Origin of the sequence: Bacillus sp. FSL W8-0770, assembly GCF_038008705.1 — a bacterium.
Lineage (GTDB): Bacteria > Bacillota > Bacilli > Bacillales > Bacillaceae_G > Bacillus_A > Bacillus_A cereus.
Window position 1 is genome coordinate 1,450,498 of the sequence record NZ_JBBOZR010000001.1, and the last position, 26,977, is coordinate 1,477,474.

Consider the following 26,977-nt stretch of genomic DNA (forward strand, 5'->3'; position numbering starts at 1 on the left):
CTATGAATACCCCTGTTTCTGTAAACGAGAAGAAGGATTTTGTAAAATGGTTTTTGAATAATTACCAACTGAAACAGCGTGAATGTGTATGGATTCTGAATTATTTAATGAGTCACGACCAATTGATGCATAAAGTCCACTTCGTAGAGCATGCAAAATATTGTCCGCGTGGCTTAGTGATGTCAGCGAATTGTGTGAAAGACACACCGTTTCACTTTTTTAAACAAAATGTTATGACAACAGATGCTGAAAAATCGTTTCATGATATTCGTTTAAATCGAGATGAGGATATTTATATTCAACTCAACTTTAAATCATCGTTTCAAAATGCGAATTATGTAGCTGTATTAGAAGAAAACCCATATCTACCAAAGCATATTGAAGTAAATGAAAAAGATCGTTTACTTGCAGAAAGGTTTTTGGAAGAAAGTGTATTTTCGTTTAGGAGAGAACGCCTTTTGAAACAAATTGATGAAGCGTTAGATAAGCAAGATAAGGAAGCGTTTCATAGATTAACGGCAGAGTTAAAGACTTTATAGAATTTATTTGGATTAATTAATTTTTACAAATTTCAGACTTTTATAAAGAAAAACTACCTATATTGGGTAGTTTTTCTTTTTTTACCTCTTTTAGTGTGGTTTAATATATATAAAGTGAAAGTTCTGTCATTTGTAAGTGAAGGAGGGAAGGGATTTGAAGTGGATTGTAAAAGATGTAGAACAGTTTGAGCAAGCAAGAGAGTATGTTGATACAGGAGTAATACCGCTGTTATCAATTTCGGCAGCAAAAGAAATGAAAATGGTTGTAGAACAAGGTGAATTTATCGAATTGTTGAGCACGGAATTGGAAAGAGAGTATAAAGGAAGAGTGCTTTTACTGCCTGCGTTTACGTATTTGGTAGAAAGTCAAAAGAATGAAAAAGGTCGTTTGCAAGAATGGACAAATCATTTACGAAGTGAAGGTTTTAAGCATATTGCTTATGTTACAAGTGATTTTTCATGGAAAAAGGATATGCAAGAATTACAGGGAGATTTATTTTGGTTTCCTTCATTAGCGTTAGAACAATTTAGTGATCAAGCAAAAAGAGAAGTTATTCATGCGCATATAAAAAATATAATGGTGATGTTGGAAGAGAAATGGGGAAACTCGCAATAAACAGAAAGTTCTTATTATTATGAGTAGTATGATATTGACCTGTGCATGAGCGTATTATATCATGATAGTGTCCTAGTTTTTATTTTTTATATAATTTATCACGAGGGGACAATTTCTGATAGAGGGGGGAAATTTTCGTGAGCGACAAAGAACATCGCGTGTCAAGAAGACAATTTTTAAATTACACACTCACAGGGGTAGGAGGCTTTATGGCTGCCGGTATTTTAATGCCGATGACGCGATTTGCGCTTGATCCGGTGTTAAGAAAAGAAGCGGGAACAGATATGGTTGCTGTTGCGCAAGTAAAGGATATTACAACAGAGCCGAAGCGTTTCGATTTTAAAGTGAAGCAGGTTGATGGTTGGTACAAGTCTGAAGAACCAAAATCGGCTTGGGTTCATAAAGATGAAAGCGGAGACATTGTTGCGTTCTCTCCAGTATGTAAACATTTAGGATGTACAGTTAACTGGAATTCGGACAAAGCACATCCGAATCAATTCTTTTGCCCATGTCACGGGGGGCGTTATACAAAAGATGGGATTAACATTAAAGGTACGCCACCCCTTGCTCCGCTTGATGTGTACGAGTCTAAAGTGAAAGATGGAACGCTGTATCTAGGAAAAGCGAAGCCAAGAGGGGGTGCAAAGTAGATGTTAAATAAAATTTATGATTGGGTGGATGAAAGATTGGATATTACACCAATATGGCGTGATATCGCTGATCATGAAGTACCTGAACATGTAAACCCGGCACATCACTTCTCTGCATTCGTCTATTGCTTTGGAGGACTTACCTTTTTCGTTACTGTAATTCAAATTTTATCTGGAATGTTTTTGACGATGTATTATGTGCCTGATATTAAAAATGCTTGGGAATCAGTTTACTATTTACAAAATGAAGTTGCTTATGGGCAAATTGTTCGTGGTATGCACCACTGGGGTGCTAGTCTCGTAATTGTAATGATGTTTTTACATACACTCAGAGTTTTCTTCCAAGGTGCGTATAAAAAGCCCCGTGAGTTAAACTGGATTGTTGGTGTTCTTATTTTCTTTGTTATGTTAGGTCTTGGTTTTACCGGATATTTATTGCCGTGGGATATGAAAGCTTTATTTGCTACAAAAGTAGGGATTCAAATTGCAGAGCAAACACCGCTCATTGGTCCTTATATTAAAACATTACTCGCTGGTCATTCCGAAATTGTTGGCGCTCAAACATTAACTCGCTTCTTTGCTATTCACGTCTTCTTCTTACCAGCAGCACTTCTAGGTTTAATGGCCTTCCACTTCATCATGATTCGCAAACAAGGTATTTCCGGTCCACTATAAGAGATTGCTAAATTAAAGGGGAAAGAACAAAAGGAGGGAGATTATGCATCGCGGCAAAGGGATGAAGTTTGTAGGAGATTCTCGGGTACCAGTAGCTCGGAAACCAAATATTCCAAAAGACTATTCTGAATACCCAGGGAAAACAGAAGCATTTTGGCCGAACTTCTTGTTAAAAGAATGGATGGTTGGTGCAGTTTTTTTAATCGGTTATTTATGTTTAACAGTGGCGCATCCGTCGCCGCTTGAGAGAATGGCGGACCCAACTGATGCTGGATATATACCACTTCCAGATTGGTATTTCTTATTCTTGTATCAGTTATTAAAGTATTCTTATGCTTCCGGTTCATTTACTGTAATTGGAGCATTTATTATGCCAGGGATTGCGTTTGGAGCATTACTGTTAGCTCCATTTCTTGATCGAGGTCCAGAAAGACGTCCATTGAAGCGTCCTGTGGCAACTGGATTTATGCTTTTAGCAATTGCATCGATTATTTTTTTAACTTGGGAATCTGTAGCACACCACGACTGGGAAGCTGCAAAAAAACAAGGAGCAATTGTAAAAACAGCGCCAGTTGATAAAAATGATGATGGCTATAAATTAATGCAAAAAAATACTTGTTTAACATGTCATGGTGACAATTTACAGGGCGGGGCAGCAGCACCGGCACTGCAAAACTTAACTTTAAAGCCAGAAGAAATTGCTAAAATTGCGAAAGAGGGAAAAGGTTCAATGCCTAAAGGTGTATTTAAAGGTACGGATGAGGAACTGAAGAAGCTTTCGGAATTCGTTGCAAAGTATAATAAAAAATAATAAAAAGCTGACTACAAAATTTGTAGTCAGCTTTTCTATTTAGTTGGATGAAGTTTGTTATAATAGAGTAGGATTTAATGAATGAATTACTTTGCTTGAAAGGTGTTGGACATACGGATTGGTGTACTTGTATGCAATGTTAAGACAACGCTCGGTATTATTATTTTTATTAATTGTTAACATATTAGGTACAATTTACGGATTTATATGGTACGGAAATCAATTGAAAGAAACGTCACCTATATTTTGGCCGTTTGTACCAGATAGTCCTATGGCGAGTCTCTTTTTTGTCTTTGTTTTAATTGCTTTTTTGGCAAAGAGAAACTGGGGATTAATAGAAGCGTTAGCGATTGTAACTTTAATAAAATATGGTATTTGGGCTGTTGTTGTAAACGGGATTATGATTTACGTAAAAGGGCCTATTGGCCTTATGGGCTACATGTTAATGCTTTCGCACTTTGCGATGGCAGTACAAGGATTTTTATATGCTCCATTCTATCGTATAAAAAAATGGCATTTTATAGTAGCAGCTGTGTGGACGTTGCATAACGATGCAATTGATTATTTATTTTGGCAAATGCCGCGATATGGAATTATGCATTTGTTTGTAGAGGAAATTGGTTATTTTACGTTTTGGTTAAGTATTGCTGTACTATGTATTACATATTATTGTTGCTTACGTGAGCAAAGGAAACAATTTTCTTTATGATGGTTAGAACATTTAGGGGGAGAACATGGAGAAAAATAAGAGTGGTACAAAAATATTGGATCGATTGATTACTTTAGTTGTTTCATATAGCATAGCATTTTCTATTTTTGCACTCGCAACAACGGCAGTTGTCTATGGAAAATGGCTGTATTATTTTGAAATTGATTTTTTAAATATTCCTGATTTAGCGGATATGACGAAGGATGAAATTAAAAGAAATTACGATGTGCTTATTACATATTTATCCCCGTTTTATGACGGAGCATTACATTTGCCAACATTAGATATGTCCACAAATGGCCGTATTCATTTTGTAGATGTTAAAAATATTTTAGTAAAGATTCAATATGTGATGTATGCGACAATTATGATTGCAGTGATAGGCGGAATTTATTTATTAAAAAAGAAAAATGAAAAGTTTTTACTGCACGGATCGATTTTAACAATCATTTTTCCGATAGCGCTTATGTTACCAATTGCTATTAATTTTGAAAAGAGTTTTGTATTATTCCATAAACTTTTATTTAGTAATGATTATTGGGTTTTTGATCCTGAAAAAGATCCAATTATATTAATGTTACCAGAAGAGTTCTTTATGCATGCTGCGTGTGCTATTTTATTATTCATTTTAGGTGGTAGTATACTTTGTTACAGTTTATATCGATATTTCGTAAAAAAGAAAAGGATGTCACAGAAAAAATTCTCTGCTTAAAGAGAATTTTTTTCTTTGTAAAATGATAATATATTTTTCGGTCTAGTTCTGTTCTATTCTTGTCCAAATTAACATATTTTGTACTAGTAGTTATAGGGGGGACCGGGATGAAGAGAACATTAATTGGATTGATAGCATTTCTAATTATAATGTTTCCGTTACGTATATATGCTGAAGAGTGGAATGAGCTAACAGGGTTGTTAGACGACTCGTTACAGTTAGTGAAGCGTAATGAAGATGAAAAAGCGGTACAAGTATTACAACATTTCTCGGAGCAATTTTTAATAAAGGGGAATGAAAAGAAGCAGGAAGTAACACCAGATCAAGTTAGAGTTATTTCTTTAGCTTACGATAAGGCGCAACAATCGCTCTCTGAAGAAGGTTTAGGTAAGCAAGCTAAAATTGATAATGTGCTGGCATTACAACTTGCTGTTGATGCACAAGTATCGAAATATCAACCACTTTGGATGGAAAGAGAAAGGAAAGTAATGGATGCCTTTTCTCAAATGGAAAAAGCGATGGAAAAAGAAGATGCTGGGCAGTTTCAACAAACGTTAAATACGTTTTTAAATGAATTCAATATTATTTATCCAAGCTTAATGATTGCTTTGCCAGAAAACGAGGTTCAGCGTGTAAATGTTCATTTATCTTATTTAGATGAATTTCGTAACGTTATGTTAAAAACGAAAGGCGGCCAAATGCAATTAGGGATTATTAAAGGGGATTTGCAAAAGATATTTCACACAGTAAAAAAAGATGAAATTGCACCCTCTCTCATTTGGTTTATGACAATTACTGGGGGACTTATTTTCTTCACATTAACTTATGTTGGATGGAGAAAGTATAAAGGAGAGAGAGAAAAAAGAAAAAGTAATGTACATTCTAAAAATAGATAATGCAATAAATAAAGATATGGATTGTAAGGTTTATTCATTGACAATAGTGGCAGAAGAAAATAGAATGAGAAGTACTATAATTAAAACTTCAATGGAGGTTCATGATGTTTTATTTAATTTACTTCGCGATCATAATGATCATACCGTTGTATGCACAGTCAAGAGTACGTAGTGCCTATAGCAAGTATTCACAAGTTTATTCAACATCAGGTATGACAGGAGCGGAAGTGGCTCGAAAAATTTTAGATGAAAATGGATTATACAACGTAGCTGTAGAAGAAACACCAGGTCATTTATCAGACCATTATGATCCAACCGCTAAGACGGTTCGATTATCAACAGATAACTATTATGGACATTCAGTTGCTGGTACAGCAGTTGCAGCACACGAAGTAGGACACGCAATTCAAGATGCAAAAGATTATAAATTTATGCGCGTTCGTCATTCGTTAGTGCCAGTTGCAAACTTTGGTTCGAATATGTCTTGGATTTTCGTCCTAATCGGTATATTTGCACAAATGTCTGGTTTGTTGTTATTAGGTATCATTTTAATGGCAGCAGGTGTTGTGTTCCAGCTCGTTACATTGCCAGTTGAGTTTGATGCGTCAAAGCGCGCAATGCAACAAATTGAAGCGTTAGGTATTGTATCAACAGATGAATATGGGCAAGCTCGTAAAGTATTAAATGCGGCAGCATTAACATATGTAGCAGCTGCAGCTGTAGCGGTATTTGAATTATTACGTCTCGTATTAATGTATACTGGTATGCAGCGTAGCGACGACTAAAGACTATCAATTTTGATAGTCTTTTTTTGTTGTATGGATTGAATTATATAATGTATTGCAAATAGAAATAATAGAAGTAATGCGGAAAGGCGGTGGGGGGAAATGAAATATCCAGACCATTTAGTAAAACAAGTGCAAGAGCGCAGTGCTCCTTATCAACTAGAAGGTTTTTTAAGTGGACAAGGTCCTGAAAATCCCAAATTTATGTTGTTAGGAGAAGCGCCTGGTGAAACAGAAATTCATAATGGGATTCCGTTTAGCGGGAGGGCGGGAAAACAATTAATGGATTTTTTAGAGCGTATTGATGTTACAAGGGAAGAAGTATATATTACGAGCGCTGTTCGAAGTAGACCTTATAAATGGCGAGAGAAAAAAGAAAGAAATGGTGAAATCATACAAAAAAAGTATAATAGAACGCCAAATCAGGGAGAAATAGTTGCCCATGCGCCTTTGTTAGATTATGAATTAGAGAAAATACATCCGAAGCTTATCGTCACGCTTGGAAATATCGGTCTTCAACGTTTAACAGGAAAAAATAAAAAAATCACAGATGTACACGGGCAATTATTAAAACAGCCCATTCAAAAATTAAAGGATATGCAAAGTGCAGAGTTTACATGGTCAGAGAAAGAATATCATGTTTTTCCGACTTTTCATCCAGCTTCCATTTTTTATAATCGGAGTTTATTGGAGCTTATTCATGAGGATTTTGAGAAGCTTAAAAGACTTGTAATAAAAAACTAGAAAAGCTAAGGCGCTTTTCTAGTTACATTTAATTATGTAAAGGGTTTTTATTTTCATCTAACGTAAATCCTTCACCAACTACATCATGTACATCACTTACAGCGACAAAAGCATGAGGATCTACAGAAGTAATGATATTCTTTAATTTCACGATTTCATTTTTAGCAACAACGCAATACAATACGTTACGTTCCACTTTTGTATACGATCCAACAGCTTTTAAAAAGGTTGCTCCGCGCTCCATTTCAGATAAAATTTTGGCAGCAATTTCATCGTTTTTCTCTGAGATAATAGTCGCTCCTTTGGCAGCATAAGCTCCTTCTTGCATAAAATCAATGACTTTAGCACCGATAAAAACAGCAACTAGCGTATACATGCCCTCGCGGTATGATAAATAGGTAAGAATAGAGACTACGATAACGACAGCATCAAACATAAACATTGTTTTCCCCATACTCCAGCCAACATATTTGTGAGCTAGTCGTGCGATAATATCTACACCGCCAGTAGTCCCGCCATATTTAAATATTATTCCAAGGCCGATACCGATAAATGCCCCGGCGAATAAAGCTGCGAGTGTCATATCATTTTGCAAGTTTAAATGTAAGTTGAGTACTTCGTAACGCTGGAAAATCCATAGAAATAAAGATACGCTAAAGGTGCCAATTAATGTATATAAAAATGTCGTTCTGCCAAGTAACCTCCAACCAATAAAAAATATAGGGATATTTAAAATTAAGTTTGAGTAGGAAGGATCAAACTTAAATAAAAAATACAATAATAGTGTAATACCAGTAAACCCACCCTCTGCAAGGTGGTTTTCAATATTGATATTGACAATACCGAAAGAAAATATAGCGGAACCGATTAAAATAAAAATAATATTTCGCATCTTCAATTTTGATGTCATATAGAAATCCCCCTAATTATGTAATGATTGCATTGCTCCGCTGAAACAGTAAAACATAATAATAAGTAATTTCTAGTTGCTAGTGAAAATAGTAAGAATTTGATTGGTGTGGGCTGATCTTTTGCGAAAAGCACAAAAGAAGGTTTCACTTTATCCCGCTCTAACGGCTGGTAGGAGATGAAGCAAAGAACCAGCCGTAGGAACCCGATTAGTTCAACTAATCTTTTGCAAAAAGCGCAAAAGAAGTTTCACTTTACCCCGTACCAACGGCTGGTAGGAGATAAAGCTCTGAAGAAAGGAGAACCAGCCGTAGGAACCCGATTAGTTCAACTAATCTTTTGCAAAAAAACGCAAAAGAAGTTTCACTTTATTATAGTCTATCCAAAAATGGGTCGCAAATAGGTGTTTGGCGGGGAATAATATTTGTCAAATCGCGATGAATTGGCTAACATGAAAGAGGAAGGATTAGAGGTGAATAGTATGGAAGCAAAAACGATGAAAGATATGCAGAAAGAAGTAGATGCATATATTGGTCAGTTTAAAGAAGGTTATTTCAGTCCGCTTGCAATGATGGCTCGTTTAACGGAAGAAATGGGAGAGCTTGCAAGAGAGGTAAATCATTATTATGGTGAGAAACCGAAGAAAACAACTGAAAAAGAAAGAAGTATTGAAGAAGAGCTTGGAGATGTATTATTTGTTATGATTTGTATGGCAAATAGTTTAAATATTGATTTAGAGACAGCACATAACATTGTAATGAATAAATTTAATACACGTGATAAAGATCGCTGGACACGTATTGATGAGGGAGAGAAAGAATAATGAAAGAAATTAAAGTAATTATCGCCGGACCAAGAGGACGTATGGGACATGAAGCAGTTCTTCTTATGGAAAGAACGGAACATTTTAATTTAGTAGCAGCAGTGGATTATAAGCATGGTGGTGAGAAGATTTCTGATTTACCTGGCATGCCAGCATTACATGCACCGATTTACGCTGATTTACATACTTGTTTAGATGAAGTAGAAGCAGATGTGTTGTTAGATTTAACAACACCAGAAGTGGGGAAACAACACGTTACACTTGCAGTTGAGCGTGGACTTCGTTCGGTTATTGGTACAACTGGATTTACAGAAGAAGAATTGGCACGTTTAACAGAGAATGCAAAAGAAAAAGCAGTAGGAACAATTATTGCTCCAAACTTTGCAATTGGTGCAGTTCTTATGATGAAATTCTCACAAATGGCAGCGAAATATTTCCAAGATGTTGAGGTAATTGAATTACATCATGATCAAAAATTAGACGCACCATCTGGTACAGCTGTAAAAACGGTAGAGTTAATTCGTCAAAATCGTGAATCAAAGCAGCAAGGTCATCCAAAAGAAGTAGAGCAACTAGCAGGTGCACGTGGTGCAAATGTAGACGGTATTCACATTCATAGTGTACGTTTGCCAGGGCTTATTGCACACCAAGAAGTAATGTTCGGTGGAGATGGACAAATGTTAACAGTTCGTCATGATTCATTCAATCGTGCATCATTTATGTCAGGTGTAAAACTATCAATTGAGACAGTAATGAACCTTGATCATCTTGTGTACGGTTTAGAAAATATTATCGACTAAAGGGGAGACAACGGATGAAAATTGCCTTAATCGCACATGACAAAAAGAAAAATGATATGGTTTCGTTTGCATACGCATATAAACCAATTTTTGAACAACATGAATTATTTGCAACAGGAACGACAGGGCTTCGTATTATGGAAGCGACTGGATTAGTTGTAACAAGATATCAATCTGGCCCTCTTGGTGGAGATCAAGAAATTGGTGCAATGATTGCAAAGAACGATTTAGATATGGTGATTTTCTTCCGCGATCCATTAACAGCACAGCCGCATGAACCGGATGTGAATGCATTGCTTCGTTTATGTGATGTATATGCGATTCCACTTGCAACGAATATGGCAAGTGCTGAAATGTTAATGCACGCATTAGAGCGAGGAGATTTAGATTATCGTAAGTTAAGAAAATGAGGGGAACAATTATGAGTGGATTACATATATTAGCGTTTGGTGCTCATGCCGATGATGTTGAAATCGGCATGGCTGGTACCATCGCTAAATATACAAAGCAAGGGTATGAAGTAGGTATTTGTGATTTAACAGAAGCTGATCTTTCTTCAAATGGAACGATAGAGTTGAGAAAAGAAGAAGCGAAGGTTGCAGCTCGTATAATGGGAGTAAAAACGAGGCTGAATTTAGCGATGCCAGACCGTGGTTTGTATATGAAAGAAGAGTATATACGTGAAATTGTCAAGGTGATCCGTACATATAAACCAAAACTAGTTTTTGCACCGTACTATGAAGATCGCCATCCAGATCATGCAAATTGTGCAAAGCTTGTGGAAGAGGCTATTTTTTCAGCAGGAATCCGTAAATATATGCCGGAACTTTCACCACATCGTGTGGAGTCTTTTTATAATTATATGATTAATGGTTTTCATAAATCGAATTTTTGTATAGATATAAGTGAGTACCTCTCTATAAAGGTGGAAGCATTAGAAGCGTATGAAAGTCAGTTTTCAACAGGGAGCGATGGTGTTAAGACACCGTTAACAGAAGGTTACGTTGAAACTGTAATCGCTCGTGAGAAGATGTTTGGAAAAGAAGTTGGAGTCTTGTATGCCGAGGGATTTATGAGTAAGAAACCGGTTTTATTACATGCTGATTTATTAGGGGGATGTAAATGAAATTAAAAATAGGTATTACATGTTATCCTTCTGTAGGTGGTTCTGGAGTTGTTGGAACAGAATTAGGAAAGCAATTGGCGGAACGTGGGCATGAAATTCACTTTATTACATCGGGTTTACCATTCCGGTTAAATAAAGTATATCCAAACATTTATTTTCATGAAGTGACGGTAAATCAATACTCTGTATTTCAATATCCACCATACGATTTAGCGTTAGCAAGTAAAATGGCCGAGGTTGCACAAAGAGAAAACTTAGACATTTTACATGTGCATTACGCAATACCACATGCAATTTGTGCATATTTAGCAAAACAAATGATCGGAGAGCGTATTAAAATTGTTACAACCTTACATGGAACAGATATTACTGTGTTAGGTTCCGACCCTTCGTTAAATAATTTAATTCGTTTTGGTATTGAGCAATCGGATGTTGTCACTGCTGTCTCGCATTCATTAATTAACGAAACACATGAGCTTGTAAAACCAAGTAAAGAAATTCAAACGGTATATAACTTTATAGACGAACGTGTATATTTCAAGCGTAATATGTCTCAATTAAAGAAAGAATACGGTATAAGTGAGAGTGAAAAAGTACTTATTCATATTTCGAATTTCCGTAAAGTGAAACGTGTGCAGGATGTTGTTCAGGCATTTGCTAAAATTGTTAAAGAAGTAGATGCGAAGTTGCTTCTTGTTGGAGACGGACCAGAATTCTGTACGATTTTACAGATAGTGAAGAATTTACATATTGAAGATCGCGTTTTATTCCTAGGGAAGCAAGATAATGTTGCAGAACTACTTGCGATGAGTGATTTAATGTTGCTTCTATCAGAGAAGGAAAGTTTTGGTCTTGTTTTATTAGAAGCAATGGCGTGTGGTGTACCTTGTATCGGAACGCGGGTTGGAGGTATTCCAGAGGTTATTCAACACGGGGAAACAGGATATTTATGTGAAGTTGGCGATACAACAGGAGTGGCAAATCAAGCTATTCAGCTATTAAAGGACGAGGAACTTCACCGTAATATGGGAGAACGAGCAAGAGAAAGTGTTTATGAGCAATTTCGCTCAGAAAAAATTGTTTCACAATATGAAACGATTTACTATGACGTACTAAGGGATGACAAAAATGGAAAGATTTAAAAAAGCTAGTTCTATTATTGAGACATTAAAGCAACAAGGACATGAGGCTTACTTTGTTGGTGGGAGCGTACGAGATCTTATTATCGATAGGCCGATTGGAGATATTGATATTGCGACATCTGCTCTACCAGAAGAAGTGATGGCTATATTTCCAAGAAATGTTCCTGTTGGTCTTGAGCATGGAACTGTAATTGTTGTAGAAAATGGTGAGCCTTATGAGGTAACTACTTTTCGAACAGAAAGCGAATATGAAGATTTTCGAAGACCTAGTAGTGTTCAATTTGTTCGTTCATTAGAAGAGGATTTAAAACGTCGTGATTTCACGATGAATGCAATTGCTATGACAGAAGAAGGCAAAATGGTTGATTTATTTGCTGGACAGGAAGCCATTCAACAGAGAGAAATTGTGACAGTTGGAAATGCTGCGGATCGTTTTCAAGAAGATGCCCTGCGAATGATGCGTGGTATTCGGTTTGTAAGCACGTTAGGTTTTTCATTAGAAATGAAAACGAAGCAAGCGATTGAAACGCATGGGCATTTGCTAGAACATATAGCAATTGAGCGTATTACAGTAGAGTTTGAGAAACTGTTAACTGGTACCTATTGTGTGAAAGGTCTCAAAGAATTAGTAGAGACGAAGCTATTTTCTCATTTGCCATATTTACAAATGTCAGAAGAGAGACTGTTAAAAGCTACGCAGTATAAATGGGATTCTTTCGAAACGGATATTGAGGCGTGGGCATTTTTCTTATATTGTATCGGAGAAGAACATCCATCTGTCTTTTTACGTCAATGGAAGTTTTCGAATAAAAAAATAAAAGATATTGTTGCAGTTTTATTGGCAATTCGTACTAGAAAGGAGAAGGATTGGGATACAGTCCTTCTTTATAAAACGGGAATTCATATCGCTGAAATGGCAGAGAGAGTATATGAAGCGATGATTGAAAGCTATGACCCTACATCTGTTGAACGAGTACAATTAATGTTTCATGCATTGCCAATCCAGGAACGTCAAGAAATGAATGTGACTGGTAATGATTTATTAAACTGGGCAAACAAAAAGCCTGGTCCGTGGGTTGCTGAAATGCTTCAGAAAATCGAAGAAGCAATCGTACAAGGAAACGTAGTTAATGAGAAAGAGCGTATAAGGGAGTGGCTGCAAGGATGCAATCTACTATAAGAAAGCAGTTATTGCAAGTTTTTTCTGAAGCGGATGGCGAGTTTGTATCCGGCCAAACAATTAGTGATAAACTTGGTTGTTCAAGAACTGCTGTGTGGAAACATATGGAGGATCTGCGGAGTGAGGGATATGAACTTGAAGCTGTGCGCCGATTAGGTTACCGAATTGCAAGTAAGCCAGACAAAGTGACTGCTAATGAAATTCAGTTAGGGCTACAAACGAAGCGGATTGGTAGAACAGTGTATTTTGAAGAAACTGTTGAATCAACGCAGCACATTGCAGCAAAACTTGCTTATGAAGGTGCAGAAGAAGGAACTGTCGTTGTAGCAGAAGAACAAACAGCGGGAAGAGGTCGTTTAAGCAGAAAATGGCATTCACCAAAAGGAACAGGGATTTGGATGAGTATTATTTTACGCCCGTCAATCCCAGTTCATCATGCACCGCAACTTACTTTGTTAGCGGCTGTTAGTGTTGCACAGGCAATTGAAAAATGTACAGGTGTAAACGTAGGAATAAAATGGCCAAATGATATTTTAATTCAAGGTAAAAAGGCTGTAGGTATATTAACAGAAATGCAAGCGGATCCTGATAAAATTAATGCTGTCATTATGGGCATCGGTATTAATGCGAATCAAAAGCAAGAACATTTTGATGAAGAAATTCAGCACATTGCTACTTCATTAGCGATTGAATCAGGTAAGCCGATTGTTCGTGCAGAACTTATGCAACAAATCTATTTACAACTAGAAAAATTATATGAAGAATATTTACAAAATGGTTTCTCTGTCATTAAAATTCTTTGGGAAAGTTACGCTGTGAGCATCGGGAAAGAAATTACCGCTCGAACGATGAGAGAGACAATTACGGGGTTAGCAAAAGGAATCACAGAGGATGGTGTATTACTTCTGGAGGATCATGAGGGGAAAGTACATCATATTCATTCTGCAGATATCGAAATTAAGTAAAAGAAGTTCCCCTTTTGGAACTTCTTTTTATTTCAATAGTTTTGAGTTGAATTTGTAACATGATAATAAATTCTTTTCATATTTAAAGTTCATTTCAAAATAGCTTCCGTCGAGTTGACCTGGCATGTTATTTGACGATTACTTTGCCTGTCATTCCTTTAAGAAGATGGTATCGACATATTAATTCATATGTACCAGTATTTTTAGGTTTCACGGTAATATTCTTTTCTTTTCCTGACTGGACTACGACGTCAATACCGAGTTTTTTCACTGTAAAGGTGTGCTCGTTTTTACCTTTATTTTTCAATAGTAATGTTGTTGATCCTTCAAGCGGAATCGTTATGACATTTGGATTAAAGTAATCATCATTTAGTTCAACCTCAATCACTTTCGTTAAATCGGTGGGTTGTGTTACGACATGAACTGAGGCAAATACTTGGGAGGATCCTAAAGACATCCACCATACAATCATTACAAGCAAACTGCTGAATCGAAATAACCACCTGTTCATAGACATCTGCAATTCTCCTTTGTTAAGTACTTTCCTCAATTAACCTGCATCATTAGTTTAAGAGTTATACTATATAGTTAAATTGATTACAGAAAAAATTAACTTGGACTTTTTTAACATGCGTTGAAAAAACATGTATCTTTTCAGGATTGAATTATCCATAAAAACTGTATAGCATATATACTCTCGTGTTAAATTTCATATACCGTAATAAGAATAAAAAATTATTTTTTCGAAAAAATGTAGTAATTCCTTTTTGTAGTTTGCTATAATTAGTTCGAATGTGGGCAGTATCAGAGCGAACTGCACCATGATTCGAAGTCATACGAAAAATAATAACTTGGATTCTGCCTTGATCCAATAACGGACTGGGACAGAGGGATGAATAATGCCGACTAACACACAACCCTTCTGCCCTTTTATGGCCAGAGGGGTTTTTTTATATGATTTCGGCCATCTCCTCTCTCCTGCATAAAGGAGGAGTAGTTTTTGAAAACAAAAACAGATTTTTTGAAGATGAAAGAGCAAGGTGAGCCGATTACAATGCTAACGGCGTATGATTATCCATCTGCTAAATTAGCAGAAGAAGCTGAAGTTGATATGATTCTAGTTGGAGATTCTCTTGGAATGGTTGTACTCGGATACGATTCAACAGTACCTGTAACAGTAGAGGATATGATTCATCATACGAAAGCTGTACGCCGCGGAGCGAAAGAGACGTTTATTGTAACTGATATGCCATTTATGTCGTATCACGTATCATTACAAGAAACGATGGTGAATGCACGCCGCATCGTTCAAGAGAGCGGGGCACACGCACTGAAGGTAGAAGGTGCTGGAGAAGTTATATCGACGATTCAATATTTGACGAACGCAGGAATTCCTGTTGTAGCGCATTTAGGTTTAACCCCTCAATCTGTAGGAGTGTTGGGTGGATATAAAGTGCAAGGAAAAGATGCGGAGAGTGCAAAAAAATTAATAGAAGATGCAAAGAAATGTGAAGAAGCTGGTGCAATAGCGCTTGTGTTAGAATGTGTACCAATGCAGTTAGCAGAACTTATTTCAGAGCAACTAACAATACCGACAATTGGGATTGGCGCAGGACAAAAAGTAGATGGGCAAGTGCTTGTTTATCATGATCTTATCTCATACGGCGTAAATCGTGTTCCGAAATTTGTGAAGCAATATACGTCTGTTCAAGAGGAGATTGTGCGTGGGATTTCACAATATGTTACTGAAGTAAAGACAAGGCAATTTCCTGAAGAAAAACATTCGTTCACAATGAAAGAGGAAGAATGCTTAGCGTTATATGGAGGAAAACAATAATGAAAATCGTAACTACAGTGCAAGAGATGCAGCAAATTACGAGCGAACTTCGTGCAAGTGGAAAGAGTATTGGTTTTGTTCCAACAATGGGTTATTTACATGAAGGCCATGCTACTTTATTACGTAAGGCAAGAGAAGAAAATGAAACTGTAGTTTTAAGTGTATTTGTAAACCCACTACAATTTGGCCCAAATGAAGATTTAGATCGATATCCTCGTGATATTGATAGAGATGAAAATGTAGCAAAAGAAAACGGTGTAGATTATTTATTTTATCCGAGTGTAGAAGAAATGTATCCAGCAGAACAAACAACAACGGTAGAAGTTGTGAAGCGCACGGACGTATTATGCGGTCAACAAAGACCTGGTCATTTTGCTGGTGTTGCAACTGTACTAATGAAACTATTTAATATTACGCTGCCAAAGCGTGCTTATTTCGGTATGAAAGATGCTCAACAAGTTGCAGTAATTGAAGGGTTTGTAACTGATTTCAATATTCCAGTTACAATCGTACCAGTTGATATTGTAAGGGAAGAAGATGGTTTAGCGAAAAGTTCTCGTAACGTGTACCTATCACAAGATGAACGTGAAGAAGCTCTTCATTTATACCGCAGCCTATGTATAGCGAAAGAAAGAATTGAGGCAGGTGAACGTAATCCCGAAATCATTACAAATCTTGTGAAAGAGTATATTGAGACGCATACGAAAGGCACTGTAGATTATGCAGATTTATATGCATATCCGTCATTAACAATGGTAGAGAAAGTCAAAGGAAGAATCATTTTAGCTATTGCAGTTAAGTTTGAAAATGTAAGATTAATTGACAATATAACATTAACAGTTAAATAAGGGGGAGCATCTATGTTTCGCACAATGATGAGAGCAAAGTTACATCGTGCAACTGTAACGGAGGCAAATTTAAATTATGTAGGTAGTATTACAATTGATGAAGACTTAATGGATGCAGTAAATATTGTAGAAAACGAAAAAGTCCAAATTGTAAATAATAATAATGGTGCTCGCTTAGAGACATACGTTATTAAAGGGGAACGCGGTAGTGGTGTTGTTTGTTTAAACGGTGCTGCGGCAAGGCTTGTACAACCAGGGGACAAAGTAATTATTATTTGTTATGGGCTAGTTACGGAAGAAGAGATTCATAAACAAGAACCAAAAATTGCAGTATTAGACGATAATAATCAAATTATTGAAATGTTAGGTGCTGAAAAAGCGGGTACGATATTATAAGTAGAAAGGCTATCTCCATTGCGGAGATAGCTTTTTTGTGCATCTTTTCATTAAGATGAGATAAAACGTGGTATAGTAACATTATATAAATTATTGTTGTTTGAAAGGTAAGAAATTGAGGTGTTACATATATGAGTAAGCGTTATGTCGTTGTTGATTTAGAGACGACAGGGAACTCCTGGAAAGATGGGAAGGATAAAATTACCCAAATTGCAGCTGTTGTAGTAGAAGATGGAGAGATATTGGAGATTTTTTCGTCTTTTGTTAACCCAAAGAGAGAGATCCCACCATTTATTACAGAATTAACAGGGATTGATGAAAGTCTTGTAAAACAAGCCCCGTTATTTCAAGATGTAGCCCCGATGATTGTTGAGCTATTACAAGGTGCGGCTTTCGTTGCGCATAATGTTCACTTTGATTGGAATTTTTTAAATGAAGAATTAAGGCAAGCTGGATATACAGAAATACATTGTCCGAAAATCGACACGGTTGAATTGGCTCAAATTCTTTTGCCGACAGCCGATAGTTATAAATTACGTGATTTAGCTAAGAAGCATGAACTAGAGCACGATCAACCGCATCGTGCGGATAGTGATGCTCTTGCAACAGCGGAATTATTTTTACAATTTTTAAATGAAATTGAAAAGTTACCACTTGTCACGTTGCAATCGCTTTATGAATTAAGTGATGTGTTCCAAAGCGATATAGCTGATGTGCTTTCTGAAAATATTTTAAAGAAAGTAATGCACGGTAAAGAAGATATAGCGGAGTATGAAATACATCGAAATATTGCGCTGAAAAAGCGGAACTATTCCTTAAACCTTGGAGAAACGTGTTCATCAAAGTTTGATGCTTTCTTGAATAAAACGATGGATAAATTGGAATCACATATGCCAAAGTTTGAAAGAAGAGAAAGTCAACAACTGATGATGAAAGAGATATATACGGCGTTAAGAGATTCTCGTTTTTCACTAATTGAAGCGGGTACAGGAACAGGAAAGACTCTTGCTTATTTGCTTCCTAGTCTTTATTTTGCAAAGAGAAAAGAAGAACCTGTCATTATAAGTACACAAACGGTACAACTCCAACAACAAATATTAGAAAAAGAAATTCCGTTATTACAAAAAATAATGCCATTTTCATTTGAGGCAGCTCTTCTAAAAGGAAGAAAGCATTATTTATGCTTACATAAATTTGAGTATGCTTTGCAAGAGGAAGAAAAAAATTATGATATGGCACTTACGAAGGCGAAGATTTTAGTTTGGCTATTGCAAACTGAAACAGGTGATCGAGACGAATTAAATATTCCTGAGGGCGGAAAGTTACTTTGGAATCGTATTTGTAGCGATGCGTATAGTCCAGGCGGTATGCAAAGTAATTGGTTTAGTCGTTGTTTTTATCAGCGAGCGAAGAATAAAGCTTTATTTGCAGATATCGTTATTACAAATCATGCGTTATTATTTCAAGATTTTTCAAGTGAAGAACCGTTGTTTGCTTCATGCGAACATATTATTTTTGATGAAGCTCACCATATTGAAGAAGCTGCGAGTAGAACATTGGGTGAACAGTTCTCTTGTATGTATTTTCAATTGGTTATATCTCGTCTTGGGACGCTAGAAACAGAAGATGTACTCTCCAAAGTATATAAAATGATGAAAAAATCAGAGCAAGCATCTCGTTCAACTTTCCGTATGATAAGTTATAGTTTGAAGGAACTTAAGTTTGATGCGGATGAACTCTTCCAAATGTTACGTACTTTTATATTTAAACAAACAAAGCAAGAGCAAGGAACGAATAATATGCCGCTCATCTATAGGTATAACGCAGAACTAGAAAAAGGTAAGTTGTGGGATAGTATCGTCGAATTAACAAATCGTTTTATATATGAATTAAGAAGGGTAGTAACTGCTCTTGAGAAGCAAGTGGATATATTGCAAAGTAAGTTAGAATGGGAGATGCATGTTGTAACAGGTGAATTTATGCATTTAATTGAGTTGCTGAGAAAGATGGCAGAATCATTACAGTTACTCGTATTAGAAAAGAATTCGTATGTAACTTGGATGGAGACTGAAACGAAAGGGACGATTCATTCAACAGTTCTATACGCACAGCCTGTCCATATTGGTGAAAGATTTGCTGATGAATTTTTAACAGAAAAAAAGAGTGTTATTTTTACATCCGCAACACTAACAGTTAACGATACGTTTGATTATATAAAAGAGGAACTTGGTTTACATGATTTCGCTCCAAATACTTTAAAGGTTCCGTCACCATTTCGTTATGATGAACAGATGAAATTAATGGTTTCAACGGATGTACCTTTTATTAAGCAAGTAAGTAATGAGCGATATATTGAATCTGTATCGGAACATATTGCAAAGATAGCAAAAGCCACAAAAGGCAGAATGCTCGTTTTATTCACTTCGTATGAAATGTTAAAAGAAGCGTATGCGAATTTAAAAAATAATGATGAATTAGAGGGTTATTTATTACTCACCCAAAGTGTGAATAATAGAAGTCGAAGCCGCTTAATTCGAAAGTTTCAAGAGTTCGACAAATCAATTTTATTAGGGACGAGCAGTTTCTGGGAAGGAATAGATATTCCTGGAGATGCCTTAAGTTGTCTTGTTATAGTCCGTCTACCATTTACACCTCCTCATCAGCCGATGATGGAAGCGAAAGGTGAGTGGCTAAAAAATCAAGGTGAAGATGTATTCGCTAAATTAGCGCTCCCACAAGCAATATTACGTTTCAAACAAGGATTCGGCCGCTTAATTCGAACGAATACAGATACAGGAACGGTAGTAGTGTTAGATCGTCGTTTGACGAGTTCTTCCTATGGAAAACGATTTCTACAATCGATTCCTAACGTACCTCTTTATGAAGGACCATTAGAAGAATTGTTAGTACAATTAGAAGAACCATCAAATGAATAAAAATGGAAGAAAAATACGCCTGAAGTACTTATAAACTTCAGGCGTAAAAAATGTGGGTAGGAGGAATTTTATTTTTCTTACTTCTTGTATACAAAATGTGTTGGTTTTCGACTTGAAACCTTTTTTTGCTGTACATGTCCTGCTATAATAGATGGGTGATGAAGCAGGGGTTGTAAAGAATGTACTCTTATTGTAACCGCATTGCGTTCTTCTATAATTAGAAATTTTTGTGTAACGGAGGAGTTTTTTCATGGATAAGAAAATCGAAGTACTATCAACGACGCGTATTAAATATTCGTCGGATTTGTATAAAATTGTTGATAGTTTAAATCGTACGTTAAAAGAGCAGGACCTCATGTTCGGACTAGCATTAGACGAAAAAGATAAAGAAACAGCTGTATTTACGATTTACAGAACGTAGTGATACAATGAAAAAGTGGATCTTTGCAATCATTATTGTTACCGTTGCTAGCGGAATATATGGGGCGTATGTTTATAATAAAGCGATGGGAAAGAAAATTCCAAAAGAGTCGAAATTTGTAGAAATTGCTAAAGAAAAAGCAAAGCTTACAAAGGTGAAATCTGTTGATTATTACAACGGAAAATCTGCATATATAGTCGTGCAAGGTACAGATGAAAAGGGAGAACAACTTATCGTTTGGGTGCCTGAGAAAAAAGGGGATACTGTAGTAAGGAAAAAGAGCGAAGGTATTTCTGAAAAAGAGGCTATACAAAGAACAATAGAGCAAGTCGGCAATGAAAGTAAGGAATCAAAAAGTAAGCCGAAAGAGATTATGAAAGTGAAATTAGGCTTTGAAAATGATGTACCACTATGGGAAGTTACATATATTGATGATGACAATCGTTATAGTTATTACTATCTTGAATTTAAAGATGGAAAATTTTTAAGACGATATAGCATTGAAAAATAGATGTAGGGGGAACTACAAATGAAATTAGCAAAGCGAGTAGCTGCTTTAACACCGTCTTCAACTTTAGAAATTACAGCAAAGGCACAAGCATTAAAAGCAGAGGGTCATGATGTAATTGCATTAGGGGCAGGGGAACCTGACTTTAATACACCAGAGCATATTATGGATGCTGCACATAAAGCGATGTTAGAAGGGCATACGAAGTATACACCAACAGGTGGATTACAATCGTTAAAACAAGAAATTGTGAAGAAATTTACTCGCGATCAAGGTATTGCGTATGATCCATCTGAAATTATTGTATGTAATGGTGCAAAGCATGCATTATATACATTATTCCAAGTATTACTTGATGAGGGAGATGAAGTTATCATCCCAACTCCTTACTGGGTAAGCTATCCAGAGCAAGTAAAGCTTGCTGGCGGTAAGCCGGTTTATGTAGAAGGTTTAGAAGACAATGAGTACAAAATTACAGCAAAGCAGCTGCGTGAGGCAATTACAGAGAAAACGAAAGCAGTTATTATTAATTCACCGAGCAATCCAACAGGAATGATTTATAGCAAAGAAGAATTACAACAGCTTGGAGAAGTATGTTTAGAACATGATATTTTAATCGTTTCTGATGAAATTTATGAAAAATTAATTTATGGTGGCGTAGAATATACTTCAATTGCCCAGCTTTCTAATGCATTAAAAGAACAAACACTTATTATTAATGGTGTATCTAAATCTCATTCTATGACAGGATGGCGTATTGGATATGCTGCAGGAAATAAGCAGCTTATTAAAGCGATGACGAACTTAGCGAGTCATAGTACGTCAAACCCTACTTCAATCGCTCAATACGGCGCAATTGCGGCATACGCAGGCTCACAAGAACCTGTGGAAACAATGCGTCAAGCCTTTGAAGAGAGATTAAACATCATTTATGATAAATTAATCCAAATCCCTGGCTTTACTTGTATTAAACCGCAAGGTGCATTTTACTTATTTCCTAACGTAAAAGAAGCTGTAGCTTTATCAGGATATGCAACAGTTGATGATTGGGCAAAAGCTCTATTAGAAGAGGAAAAAGTGGCTCTTGTACCAGGTACAGGATTTGGCGCTCCAAATAATGTTCGTTTATCATATGCGACATCTCTTGAACAAGTAGAGAAAGCATTAGAGCGCATCCATACATTTATGAAAAGTAAAGTGCAAGCTTAATTTTATATTTCATTCATGTAATATAAAAAACCTCCCTATTAATGGGGAGGTTTTTTTGACGGATTGTGGCAAAAAGAAATAGCTAAAGGTGTGTTATACTAGAGAGCGAGGTGTTTGGTGATGAAAAAGAAAATGATGTTACAGTGGTTTGAGCAGGGAAGCATTGCAATTCCAAAATTGCTTATGATGCATTATAAAAAATTAGGTTTAAATGAGACGGAATTTATGGTTGTACTTCATGTACACACATTTTTAGAATCAGGTAATTCGTTTCCGACTCCTTCAGAGATTTCTGAACGGATGACGATAACGGAAATGAAATGTATGGAAGTAATTCAGACGTTGATTCAAAAAGGTTTTTTATCACTAGAAGGTGGACAAAGATCAGAAGCGATGATGTGCGAAAGTTATTCTTTACAACCGTTATGGGAAAAAATATTACATTTCTTAATGGATGAATCAATAGAGGAAGAGCAAAAAGAAAAAAAACAGCTACAAGTAAATTTATATACAGTATTTGAAAAAGAATTTGGAAGACCACTTTCGCCGTTCGAATGTGAAACGTTAGGGATGTGGGAGGACCAAGATCAACATCATCCAAATTTAATTCAAGCGGCTCTTAGAGAAGCTGTAATGAGTGGAAAACTAAATTTCCGATATATTGATCGTATTTTATTTGAGTGGAAAAAGAATGGAATTAAAACAGTAGATCAGGCTCAAAATCAAGGTCAAAAATTTAGAGCGAATCAACAAAGGGCACAGCAAATGACAAAACAAGAGACGAAATTTACTGGAAAAGTGCCTTTTTATAATTGGTTGGAGCAGTAATATAGGAGGAAAAATATGCTTAACAAAACGCAAATCCGTTATTGTTTAGACACAATGGCGGATATGTATCCAGAAGCACATTGTGAATTGGTTCATGATAATCCATTTGAACTTGTAATCGCGGTGGCGTTATCTGCACAATGTACGGATGTACTTGTAAATAAAGTGACAAGAAATTTATTTCAAAAATATAAAACACCAGAAGATTATTTAAGTGTATCTTTAGAAGAGTTACAACAAGATATACGTTCTATTGGGTTGTATAGAAATAAAGCAAAAAACATTCAAAAATTATGTCAGATGTTGCTGGATGATTACAATGGAAAAGTTCCAGAAGACCGTGACGAGTTGACGAAATTACCAGGAGTAGGGAGAAAAACAGCAAATGTTGTAGTTTCCGTAGCGTTTGGAATTCCGGCAATTGCTGTTGATACACATGTGGAGCGAGTGAGTAAACGATTAGCTATGTGTAGATGGAAAGACTCTGTGTTAGAAGTAGAAAAAACATTAATGAAGAAAGTACCGATGGATGAGTGGGGAGTTACACATCATCGTATGATTTTCTTTGGACGTTATCATTGTAAAGCACAACGACCGCAATGTGAGGAATGCAGACTGTTAGAAGTATGTCGTGAAGGAAAGAAGCGAATGAAGGTGAAATAAAGGATGGAACGAGTTATAGAAATACCGAAAGAATTTCACTGTTTACCATTTTTTAAAGAAAGTGTAAATTTAATTAAGTATCATACAGACAATTCTTTTGAAGAGATAATACAAAATACTTACTTTATATTTGATATTGAAAGACAGTATGAGCCATGGAAGGAAATTGAAAACAGCATTCCAGCGATGTTGAATGTATGGAAAAATAAGCATGAAGACATTGCTATACTGTTTCGAAATAGAAATAAGCAAGAGGCTGAGGGACCAATGATTCTTTTTGCAGCTCACTTGTTATCGGTTGTCTATTGGCTAAATGAACAACCTGTTCATAGTTTGAATGAAATGCAAATAAATACGAATAAATTAAAAGTGCAACCTGTTAATTTTATGGAAAGATATTCATTCATTATAAAGAAACCGAGTAATTATCATTCTTATATTCAATTAGCGCAGTTGTATATCGAAATAGAAAAGCTGTATGTAAAGAAAATGATAACAAAAAAGTAGTCCGCTTCTCGTTAAGAGAAACGGACTTCTTTTTTTGTATATTAGGACTCTGTTGTAACAACAGCACCGTCTGCGTGAGGTGTATCTCCTCCGGGATTTTGGTGTTGCTGTTCTTGTTGTTTCTTAGCCTCTTCTTCAGCTTTTTTCTTGGCCTCTTCTTCAGCTTTCTTCTTAGCTTCTTCTTCAGCTTTTTTCTTAGCTTCTTCTTCAGCTTTCCTTCTAGCTTCCTCATCAGCTTTCTTTTGAGCTTCTTCTTGCTGTTTACGTTGTTGTTCTTGCTGTTGCTGTTCTTGTTGTTTCTTAGCCTCTTCTTCAGCCTTTTTCTTAGCTTCGTCTTGTTTTACTTTATCTTCATTAGCCTTTTTCTGGGCTTCCTCATCAGCTTTTTTCTTAGCTTCTTCATCGGCCTTTTTCTTAGCCTCTTCTTCAGCTTTTTTTGCATCTGGAGTTCCGCCAGGCGCAGTGAAGGATGCACCAACTGCTGGGCTTGTGCCAGTACCTTTTTTCGCTACTACAGAGAAGCTGTAAGTAACACCTGGTTTAATACCACCAAGAGTAGCTGTCGTACCACTTATTGATAGGCTACCACTTGAACCGTCAGTTGCTTTATAGCTGGCTGCATATGCATCAACTTCTGCTGGTCCAGACCAGTTTAGTGTAACTGTGCTAGCGCCATCAAAAGTGACATTCAGACCACTAGGGGCATCTACTTTAATTTGTTTAATTGCATCTTTTTTCGCACCTTTTACGTATAACTCTCCGTTTATTTCTTGTACAGAAGAAGGACGTTCAAAGCGTGATTTATCTGTAGCGAATTTGCTCATCATTACTTGGAACATTTGCTGTGCAATTCTAGTGGAGCGATCGCTAACATAATTTTTTGGACCATCTTTTTCGTAACCGGTCCAAACAGCCATTGTGTATTGTGGCGTATATCCAGCAAACCAGCTATCTCTGTTTGCATCAGCTGGGATGTCATATTTTTGAAGAACTGATTCATCAAAGTTTTGTGTTCCTGTTTTACCTGCTACGTCAACACCTGAAACGTATGCTGTTGGACCTGTACCACCAGAACCAGGTTTTACTACGTCACGAAGAACGTCAGTAACCATATAAGCTGTATAGTCTTGCATTGCGCGATGTTCTTTCGGTTTAAAGCTTTTCTTTTTCCCGTCCGGGAAGGTTACTTCTTTTACGAAGTGTGGTTTATTATAGTTACCACTATTACCAAAGGTTGCATATGCACCTGCTACTTCTAATGGAGAACTATCGTTACTACCGATTGCTGTTGATTCGTAGACTTTTCCTTCTTTAAAGGTCATGCCTAAACCTTCAGCAAATTCTTTTGACTTATTAAGACCAACTGTTTGTGCTGTCTTTAAAGCTGGAATGTTTAATGACTTTTTCAAAGCTTCACGTAGTGAAACGTCACCTTTGTAACTCTTTGTTGCATTTTGTATTTTCTTACCATTGGAATACGTATACTCTGAGTCGTTTAATTGATGGTATGTAGACCATTGTAAATTTTCAATTGCCGGACCGTAGTCGAAAATTGGTTTCATTGTTGAACCAACTTGGCGTTTTAAATCAGTTGCCATATTATGACCTTTGAAAGTAGACTTACTTTCTTTACGTCCAGCACCAATTGCTCGAACTTCTCCAGACTGTGTATCCATAAATACGAATGAACCTTGGAATTGATCGTCCGGATACTTAATAAGATTGCCATCCATAATTTTGTCGGCGTAATCTTGAGCATCTTGATCAAGTGTTGTATGAATCGTTAAACCATCTGAACCGATATTTACATCAGGATATTCTTTTTCAACTTCTTTTACAACCGCATCTAAAAATGCTTGATACTTCATCTCAGTTACTTCTGAAGACGGTTGAAGGCCCTCAGTTACTGGAATCTTAACGGCGTTATTCATTTCTTCTTTTGTTATATAACCATGTCGATTCATTAATGATAATACGACATTACGACGATTTGTTGCTCGTTCAACATTTTCCTTTTTTGTTGGATCATAAATGTTTGGACCTTGGGGTAAACCAGCGAGCATAGCAGCTTCATGTAATTGCAAGTCTTTTAAATCTTTACCATAATATTTTTGCGCTGCTGTCGCAATACCGTATGAACGGTTACCTAAATTAATCTTATTTAAGTACATTTCTAAAATCTCATGTTTAGAGTATTGTTGCTCTAATTTGTAAGATAAGTACCATTCTTGCACTTTTCTTTTAGCAGTTTTGTCCATCGTTAGAAAGTAGTTTTTAACGACTTGCTGTGTAATCGTACTACCACCTTGGGAACCGAAACCACCAGTGACATTTTCCATAACTGCTTTTGTAGTTCGTTTAAAATCAATTCCATTATGATCATAGAAACGCGAATCCTCAGTTGCAAGAAATGCATTTTCAACTACTTTTGGAATTTGATCATAAGTAACATGTGTTCGTTTTTCAGCACCGTATTCATAGAAGAAATTTCCGTTTTTATCGAGAAACTTTGTTGATAAAGGATTAACAAGTTTGGATTTGTCTAATTTTGGAGCGTCCTTTACCATAACAAAGAAAGCGGAAACGCCGGCTACAAGACCAACGATACCAAGAAGTAGACAACCTATAAGGAATTTCTTGAAAAAGGAGCCTTTTTTCTTTGGTTTTTCTTCTTTATGTGTTTTTTTCTCTTGATTTTTCACATGATTTCGTTCTGTACGAGAACGATAATTATCTGACATT

At 36.3% G+C, this 26,977-nt stretch carries 30 protein-coding genes; 27 read left to right on the top strand and 3 right to left on the bottom strand.

Features of this window, described 5'->3' with window-relative positions; all coding sequences use genetic code 11:
• The first annotated feature begins 2 nt into the window (after positions 1–2).
• The 10 genes from NST27_RS07635 to NST27_RS07680 all read left to right on the top strand — a co-directional run bounded on the left by NST27_RS07635 (position 3) and on the right by NST27_RS07680 (position 7,137).
• Positions 3–539, top strand: a complete 537-nt coding sequence (locus NST27_RS07635) for a ReoY family proteolytic degradation factor (RefSeq protein ID WP_001095925.1) — start codon at positions 3–5, stop codon at positions 537–539.
• Positions 540–693: 154 nt separating this feature from the next.
• Positions 694–1,155 carry a YpiF family protein gene (locus tag NST27_RS07640; protein WP_000871315.1) on the top strand — a complete coding sequence of 154 codons (462 nt, stop codon included), beginning with the start codon at positions 694–696 and terminating at the stop codon, positions 1,153–1,155.
• Positions 1,156–1,292: 137 nt separating this feature from the next.
• Positions 1,293–1,805 (top strand): menaquinol-cytochrome c reductase iron-sulfur subunit, encoded by a 513-nt coding sequence (gene qcrA / locus NST27_RS07645; RefSeq protein WP_001280593.1) that lies wholly within the window; start codon positions 1,293–1,295, stop codon positions 1,803–1,805.
• Complete coding sequence (gene qcrB / locus NST27_RS07650; RefSeq protein ID WP_000932700.1) at positions 1,806–2,480, top strand: menaquinol-cytochrome c reductase cytochrome b subunit; 675 nt, start codon at positions 1,806–1,808, stop codon at positions 2,478–2,480. It begins immediately after the preceding gene.
• Positions 2,481–2,523: 43 nt separating this feature from the next.
• Entirely contained in the window at positions 2,524–3,291 is a 768-nt protein-coding gene (gene qcrC, locus NST27_RS07655; protein ID WP_000554603.1) for a menaquinol-cytochrome c reductase cytochrome b/c subunit, read from the top strand.
• A gap of 118 nt (positions 3,292–3,409) precedes the next feature.
• Positions 3,410–4,000, top strand: a complete 591-nt coding sequence (locus NST27_RS07660; protein WP_025967075.1) for a DUF1405 domain-containing protein — start codon at positions 3,410–3,412, stop codon at positions 3,998–4,000.
• 25 nt (positions 4,001–4,025) lie between these two features.
• Positions 4,026–4,712 (top strand): lipoprotein intramolecular transacylase Lit, encoded by a 687-nt coding sequence (gene lit, locus NST27_RS07665; protein WP_000414377.1) that lies wholly within the window; start codon positions 4,026–4,028, stop codon positions 4,710–4,712.
• 107 nt (positions 4,713–4,819) lie between these two features.
• Positions 4,820–5,608, top strand: a complete 789-nt coding sequence (gene ypjB / locus NST27_RS07670; protein WP_000831583.1) for a sporulation protein YpjB — start codon at positions 4,820–4,822, stop codon at positions 5,606–5,608.
• 101 nt (positions 5,609–5,709) lie between these two features.
• Positions 5,710–6,393: a zinc metallopeptidase gene (locus tag NST27_RS07675; protein ID WP_058839490.1), complete on the top strand. Its 684-nt coding sequence runs from the start codon at positions 5,710–5,712 to the stop codon at positions 6,391–6,393.
• 102 nt (positions 6,394–6,495) lie between these two features.
• Complete coding sequence (locus NST27_RS07680) at positions 6,496–7,137, top strand: uracil-DNA glycosylase (protein WP_000876871.1); 642 nt, start codon at positions 6,496–6,498, stop codon at positions 7,135–7,137.
• A gap of 28 nt (positions 7,138–7,165) precedes the next feature.
• On the opposite strand, the gene NST27_RS07685 is transcribed toward NST27_RS07680, so the two are convergent.
• Positions 7,166–8,047, bottom strand: a complete 882-nt coding sequence (locus NST27_RS07685) for a YitT family protein (RefSeq protein WP_000202121.1) — start codon at positions 8,045–8,047, stop codon at positions 7,166–7,168.
• A 480-nt stretch (positions 8,048–8,527) separates the two neighbouring features.
• Between NST27_RS07685 and NST27_RS07690 the strand changes: the two genes are divergently transcribed.
• The 7 genes from NST27_RS07690 to NST27_RS07720 are packed head-to-tail and all read left to right on the top strand — an operon-like array spanning position 8,528 to position 14,082.
• Positions 8,528–8,869 (top strand): nucleotide pyrophosphohydrolase, encoded by a 342-nt coding sequence (locus NST27_RS07690; protein ID WP_002108639.1) that lies wholly within the window; start codon positions 8,528–8,530, stop codon positions 8,867–8,869.
• Positions 8,869–9,669 (top strand): dihydrodipicolinate reductase, encoded by an 801-nt coding sequence (gene dapB / locus NST27_RS07695; RefSeq protein WP_000658809.1) that lies wholly within the window; start codon positions 8,869–8,871, stop codon positions 9,667–9,669. Before NST27_RS07690 ends, dapB begins: the two co-directional genes overlap by 1 nt.
• Before the next feature lie 14 nt (positions 9,670–9,683).
• Positions 9,684–10,079, top strand: a complete 396-nt coding sequence (gene mgsA / locus NST27_RS07700) for a methylglyoxal synthase (RefSeq protein ID WP_000684765.1) — start codon at positions 9,684–9,686, stop codon at positions 10,077–10,079.
• Positions 10,080–10,090: 11 nt separating this feature from the next.
• Entirely contained in the window at positions 10,091–10,795 is a 705-nt protein-coding gene (bshB1, locus tag NST27_RS07705) for a bacillithiol biosynthesis deacetylase BshB1 (RefSeq protein WP_000015675.1), read from the top strand.
• On the top strand, positions 10,792–11,937 hold the full coding sequence (gene bshA, locus NST27_RS07710; RefSeq protein ID WP_000768305.1) for an N-acetyl-alpha-D-glucosaminyl L-malate synthase BshA: 1,146 nt from the start codon (positions 10,792–10,794) through the stop codon (positions 11,935–11,937). The genes bshB1 and bshA overlap by 4 nt, the downstream gene beginning before the upstream one ends.
• Positions 11,924–13,117, top strand: coding sequence for a CCA tRNA nucleotidyltransferase (locus NST27_RS07715; protein WP_000439316.1), 1,194 nt, complete (start codon positions 11,924–11,926; stop codon positions 13,115–13,117). Before bshA ends, NST27_RS07715 begins: the two co-directional genes overlap by 14 nt.
• On the top strand, positions 13,102–14,082 hold the full coding sequence (locus NST27_RS07720; RefSeq protein ID WP_001192063.1) for a biotin--[acetyl-CoA-carboxylase] ligase: 981 nt from the start codon (positions 13,102–13,104) through the stop codon (positions 14,080–14,082). Before NST27_RS07715 ends, NST27_RS07720 begins: the two co-directional genes overlap by 16 nt.
• A 127-nt stretch (positions 14,083–14,209) precedes the next feature.
• Here the strand turns inward: NST27_RS07720 and NST27_RS07725 are convergent, their stop codons facing one another.
• Complete coding sequence (locus tag NST27_RS07725) at positions 14,210–14,599, bottom strand: cupredoxin domain-containing protein (RefSeq protein WP_000062393.1); 390 nt, start codon at positions 14,597–14,599, stop codon at positions 14,210–14,212.
• Positions 14,600–15,082: 483 nt separating this feature from the next.
• Between NST27_RS07725 and panB the strand changes: the two genes are divergently transcribed.
• The 10 genes from panB to NST27_RS07775 all read left to right on the top strand — a co-directional run bounded on the left by panB (position 15,083) and on the right by NST27_RS07775 (position 24,235).
• On the top strand, positions 15,083–15,919 hold the full coding sequence (panB, locus tag NST27_RS07730) for a 3-methyl-2-oxobutanoate hydroxymethyltransferase (protein ID WP_000851108.1): 837 nt from the start codon (positions 15,083–15,085) through the stop codon (positions 15,917–15,919).
• Positions 15,919–16,767 (top strand): pantoate--beta-alanine ligase, encoded by an 849-nt coding sequence (gene panC / locus NST27_RS07735; protein WP_000707027.1) that lies wholly within the window; start codon positions 15,919–15,921, stop codon positions 16,765–16,767. The genes panB and panC overlap by 1 nt, the downstream gene beginning before the upstream one ends.
• 12 nt (positions 16,768–16,779) lie before the next feature.
• Positions 16,780–17,163 (top strand): aspartate 1-decarboxylase, encoded by a 384-nt coding sequence (gene panD, locus NST27_RS07740; protein WP_000490182.1) that lies wholly within the window; start codon positions 16,780–16,782, stop codon positions 17,161–17,163.
• A 131-nt stretch (positions 17,164–17,294) separates the two neighbouring features.
• On the top strand, positions 17,295–20,099 hold the full coding sequence (gene dinG, locus NST27_RS07745) for an ATP-dependent DNA helicase DinG (protein WP_000044957.1): 2,805 nt from the start codon (positions 17,295–17,297) through the stop codon (positions 20,097–20,099).
• Positions 20,100–20,349: 250 nt separating this feature from the next.
• Positions 20,350–20,520, top strand: a complete 171-nt coding sequence (locus NST27_RS07750) for a YpmA family protein (protein WP_000358352.1) — start codon at positions 20,350–20,352, stop codon at positions 20,518–20,520.
• Positions 20,521–20,527: 7 nt separating this feature from the next.
• Entirely contained in the window at positions 20,528–21,031 is a 504-nt protein-coding gene (locus NST27_RS07755; protein ID WP_000758743.1) for a cell wall elongation regulator TseB-like domain-containing protein, read from the top strand.
• 18 nt (positions 21,032–21,049) lie between these two features.
• The gene (gene aspB, locus NST27_RS07760; protein ID WP_000761560.1) at positions 21,050–22,237 is read left to right on the top strand and encodes an aspartate transaminase AspB; all 1,188 of its coding nucleotides are present in this window, start codon (positions 21,050–21,052) and stop codon (positions 22,235–22,237) included.
• A gap of 120 nt (positions 22,238–22,357) precedes the next feature.
• Positions 22,358–23,065, top strand: a complete 708-nt coding sequence (gene dnaD, locus NST27_RS07765) for a DNA replication protein DnaD (RefSeq protein WP_000728552.1) — start codon at positions 22,358–22,360, stop codon at positions 23,063–23,065.
• A gap of 15 nt (positions 23,066–23,080) precedes the next feature.
• The gene (gene nth, locus NST27_RS07770) at positions 23,081–23,728 is read left to right on the top strand and encodes an endonuclease III (protein ID WP_000933033.1); all 648 of its coding nucleotides are present in this window, start codon (positions 23,081–23,083) and stop codon (positions 23,726–23,728) included.
• 3 nt (positions 23,729–23,731) lie between these two features.
• The gene (locus NST27_RS07775) at positions 23,732–24,235 is read left to right on the top strand and encodes a YpoC family protein (RefSeq protein ID WP_000442649.1); all 504 of its coding nucleotides are present in this window, start codon (positions 23,732–23,734) and stop codon (positions 24,233–24,235) included.
• 41 nt (positions 24,236–24,276) lie between these two features.
• On the opposite strand, the gene NST27_RS07780 is transcribed toward NST27_RS07775, so the two are convergent.
• Positions 24,277–26,976: a PBP1A family penicillin-binding protein gene (locus NST27_RS07780; protein ID WP_001283099.1), complete on the bottom strand. Its 2,700-nt coding sequence runs from the start codon at positions 26,974–26,976 to the stop codon at positions 24,277–24,279.
• Between the last annotated feature and the right edge of the window lies 1 nt (position 26,977).

Coding starts and splice junctions, on each gene's coding strand:
- NST27_RS07635 (WP_001095925.1), top strand. CDS start 3: ATGAATACCCCTGTTTCTGTAAACGAGAAGAAGGATTTTGTAAAATGG.
- qcrB (WP_000932700.1), top strand. CDS start 1,806: ATGTTAAATAAAATTTATGATTGGGTGGATGAAAGATTGGATATTACA.
- qcrC (WP_000554603.1), top strand. CDS start 2,524: ATGCATCGCGGCAAAGGGATGAAGTTTGTAGGAGATTCTCGGGTACCA.
- lit (WP_000414377.1), top strand. CDS start 4,026: ATGGAGAAAAATAAGAGTGGTACAAAAATATTGGATCGATTGATTACT.
- ypjB (WP_000831583.1), top strand. CDS start 4,820: ATGAAGAGAACATTAATTGGATTGATAGCATTTCTAATTATAATGTTT.
- NST27_RS07675 (WP_058839490.1), top strand. CDS start 5,710: ATGATGTTTTATTTAATTTACTTCGCGATCATAATGATCATACCGTTG.
- NST27_RS07680 (WP_000876871.1), top strand. CDS start 6,496: ATGAAATATCCAGACCATTTAGTAAAACAAGTGCAAGAGCGCAGTGCT.
- NST27_RS07685 (WP_000202121.1), bottom strand. CDS start 8,047: ATGACATCAAAATTGAAGATGCGAAATATTATTTTTATTTTAATCGGT.
- NST27_RS07690 (WP_002108639.1), top strand. CDS start 8,528: ATGGAAGCAAAAACGATGAAAGATATGCAGAAAGAAGTAGATGCATAT.
- dapB (WP_000658809.1), top strand. CDS start 8,869: ATGAAAGAAATTAAAGTAATTATCGCCGGACCAAGAGGACGTATGGGA.
- mgsA (WP_000684765.1), top strand. CDS start 9,684: ATGAAAATTGCCTTAATCGCACATGACAAAAAGAAAAATGATATGGTT.
- bshB1 (WP_000015675.1), top strand. CDS start 10,091: ATGAGTGGATTACATATATTAGCGTTTGGTGCTCATGCCGATGATGTT.
- bshA (WP_000768305.1), top strand. CDS start 10,792: ATGAAATTAAAAATAGGTATTACATGTTATCCTTCTGTAGGTGGTTCT.
- NST27_RS07715 (WP_000439316.1), top strand. CDS start 11,924: ATGGAAAGATTTAAAAAAGCTAGTTCTATTATTGAGACATTAAAGCAA.
- NST27_RS07720 (WP_001192063.1), top strand. CDS start 13,102: ATGCAATCTACTATAAGAAAGCAGTTATTGCAAGTTTTTTCTGAAGCG.
- NST27_RS07725 (WP_000062393.1), bottom strand. CDS start 14,599: ATGTCTATGAACAGGTGGTTATTTCGATTCAGCAGTTTGCTTGTAATG.
- panC (WP_000707027.1), top strand. CDS start 15,919: ATGAAAATCGTAACTACAGTGCAAGAGATGCAGCAAATTACGAGCGAA.
- panD (WP_000490182.1), top strand. CDS start 16,780: ATGTTTCGCACAATGATGAGAGCAAAGTTACATCGTGCAACTGTAACG.
- dinG (WP_000044957.1), top strand. CDS start 17,295: ATGAGTAAGCGTTATGTCGTTGTTGATTTAGAGACGACAGGGAACTCC.
- NST27_RS07750 (WP_000358352.1), top strand. CDS start 20,350: ATGGATAAGAAAATCGAAGTACTATCAACGACGCGTATTAAATATTCG.
- NST27_RS07755 (WP_000758743.1), top strand. CDS start 20,528: ATGAAAAAGTGGATCTTTGCAATCATTATTGTTACCGTTGCTAGCGGA.
- aspB (WP_000761560.1), top strand. CDS start 21,050: ATGAAATTAGCAAAGCGAGTAGCTGCTTTAACACCGTCTTCAACTTTA.
- dnaD (WP_000728552.1), top strand. CDS start 22,358: ATGAAAAAGAAAATGATGTTACAGTGGTTTGAGCAGGGAAGCATTGCA.
- nth (WP_000933033.1), top strand. CDS start 23,081: ATGCTTAACAAAACGCAAATCCGTTATTGTTTAGACACAATGGCGGAT.
- NST27_RS07775 (WP_000442649.1), top strand. CDS start 23,732: ATGGAACGAGTTATAGAAATACCGAAAGAATTTCACTGTTTACCATTT.
- NST27_RS07780 (WP_001283099.1), bottom strand. CDS start 26,976: ATGTCAGATAATTATCGTTCTCGTACAGAACGAAATCATGTGAAAAAT.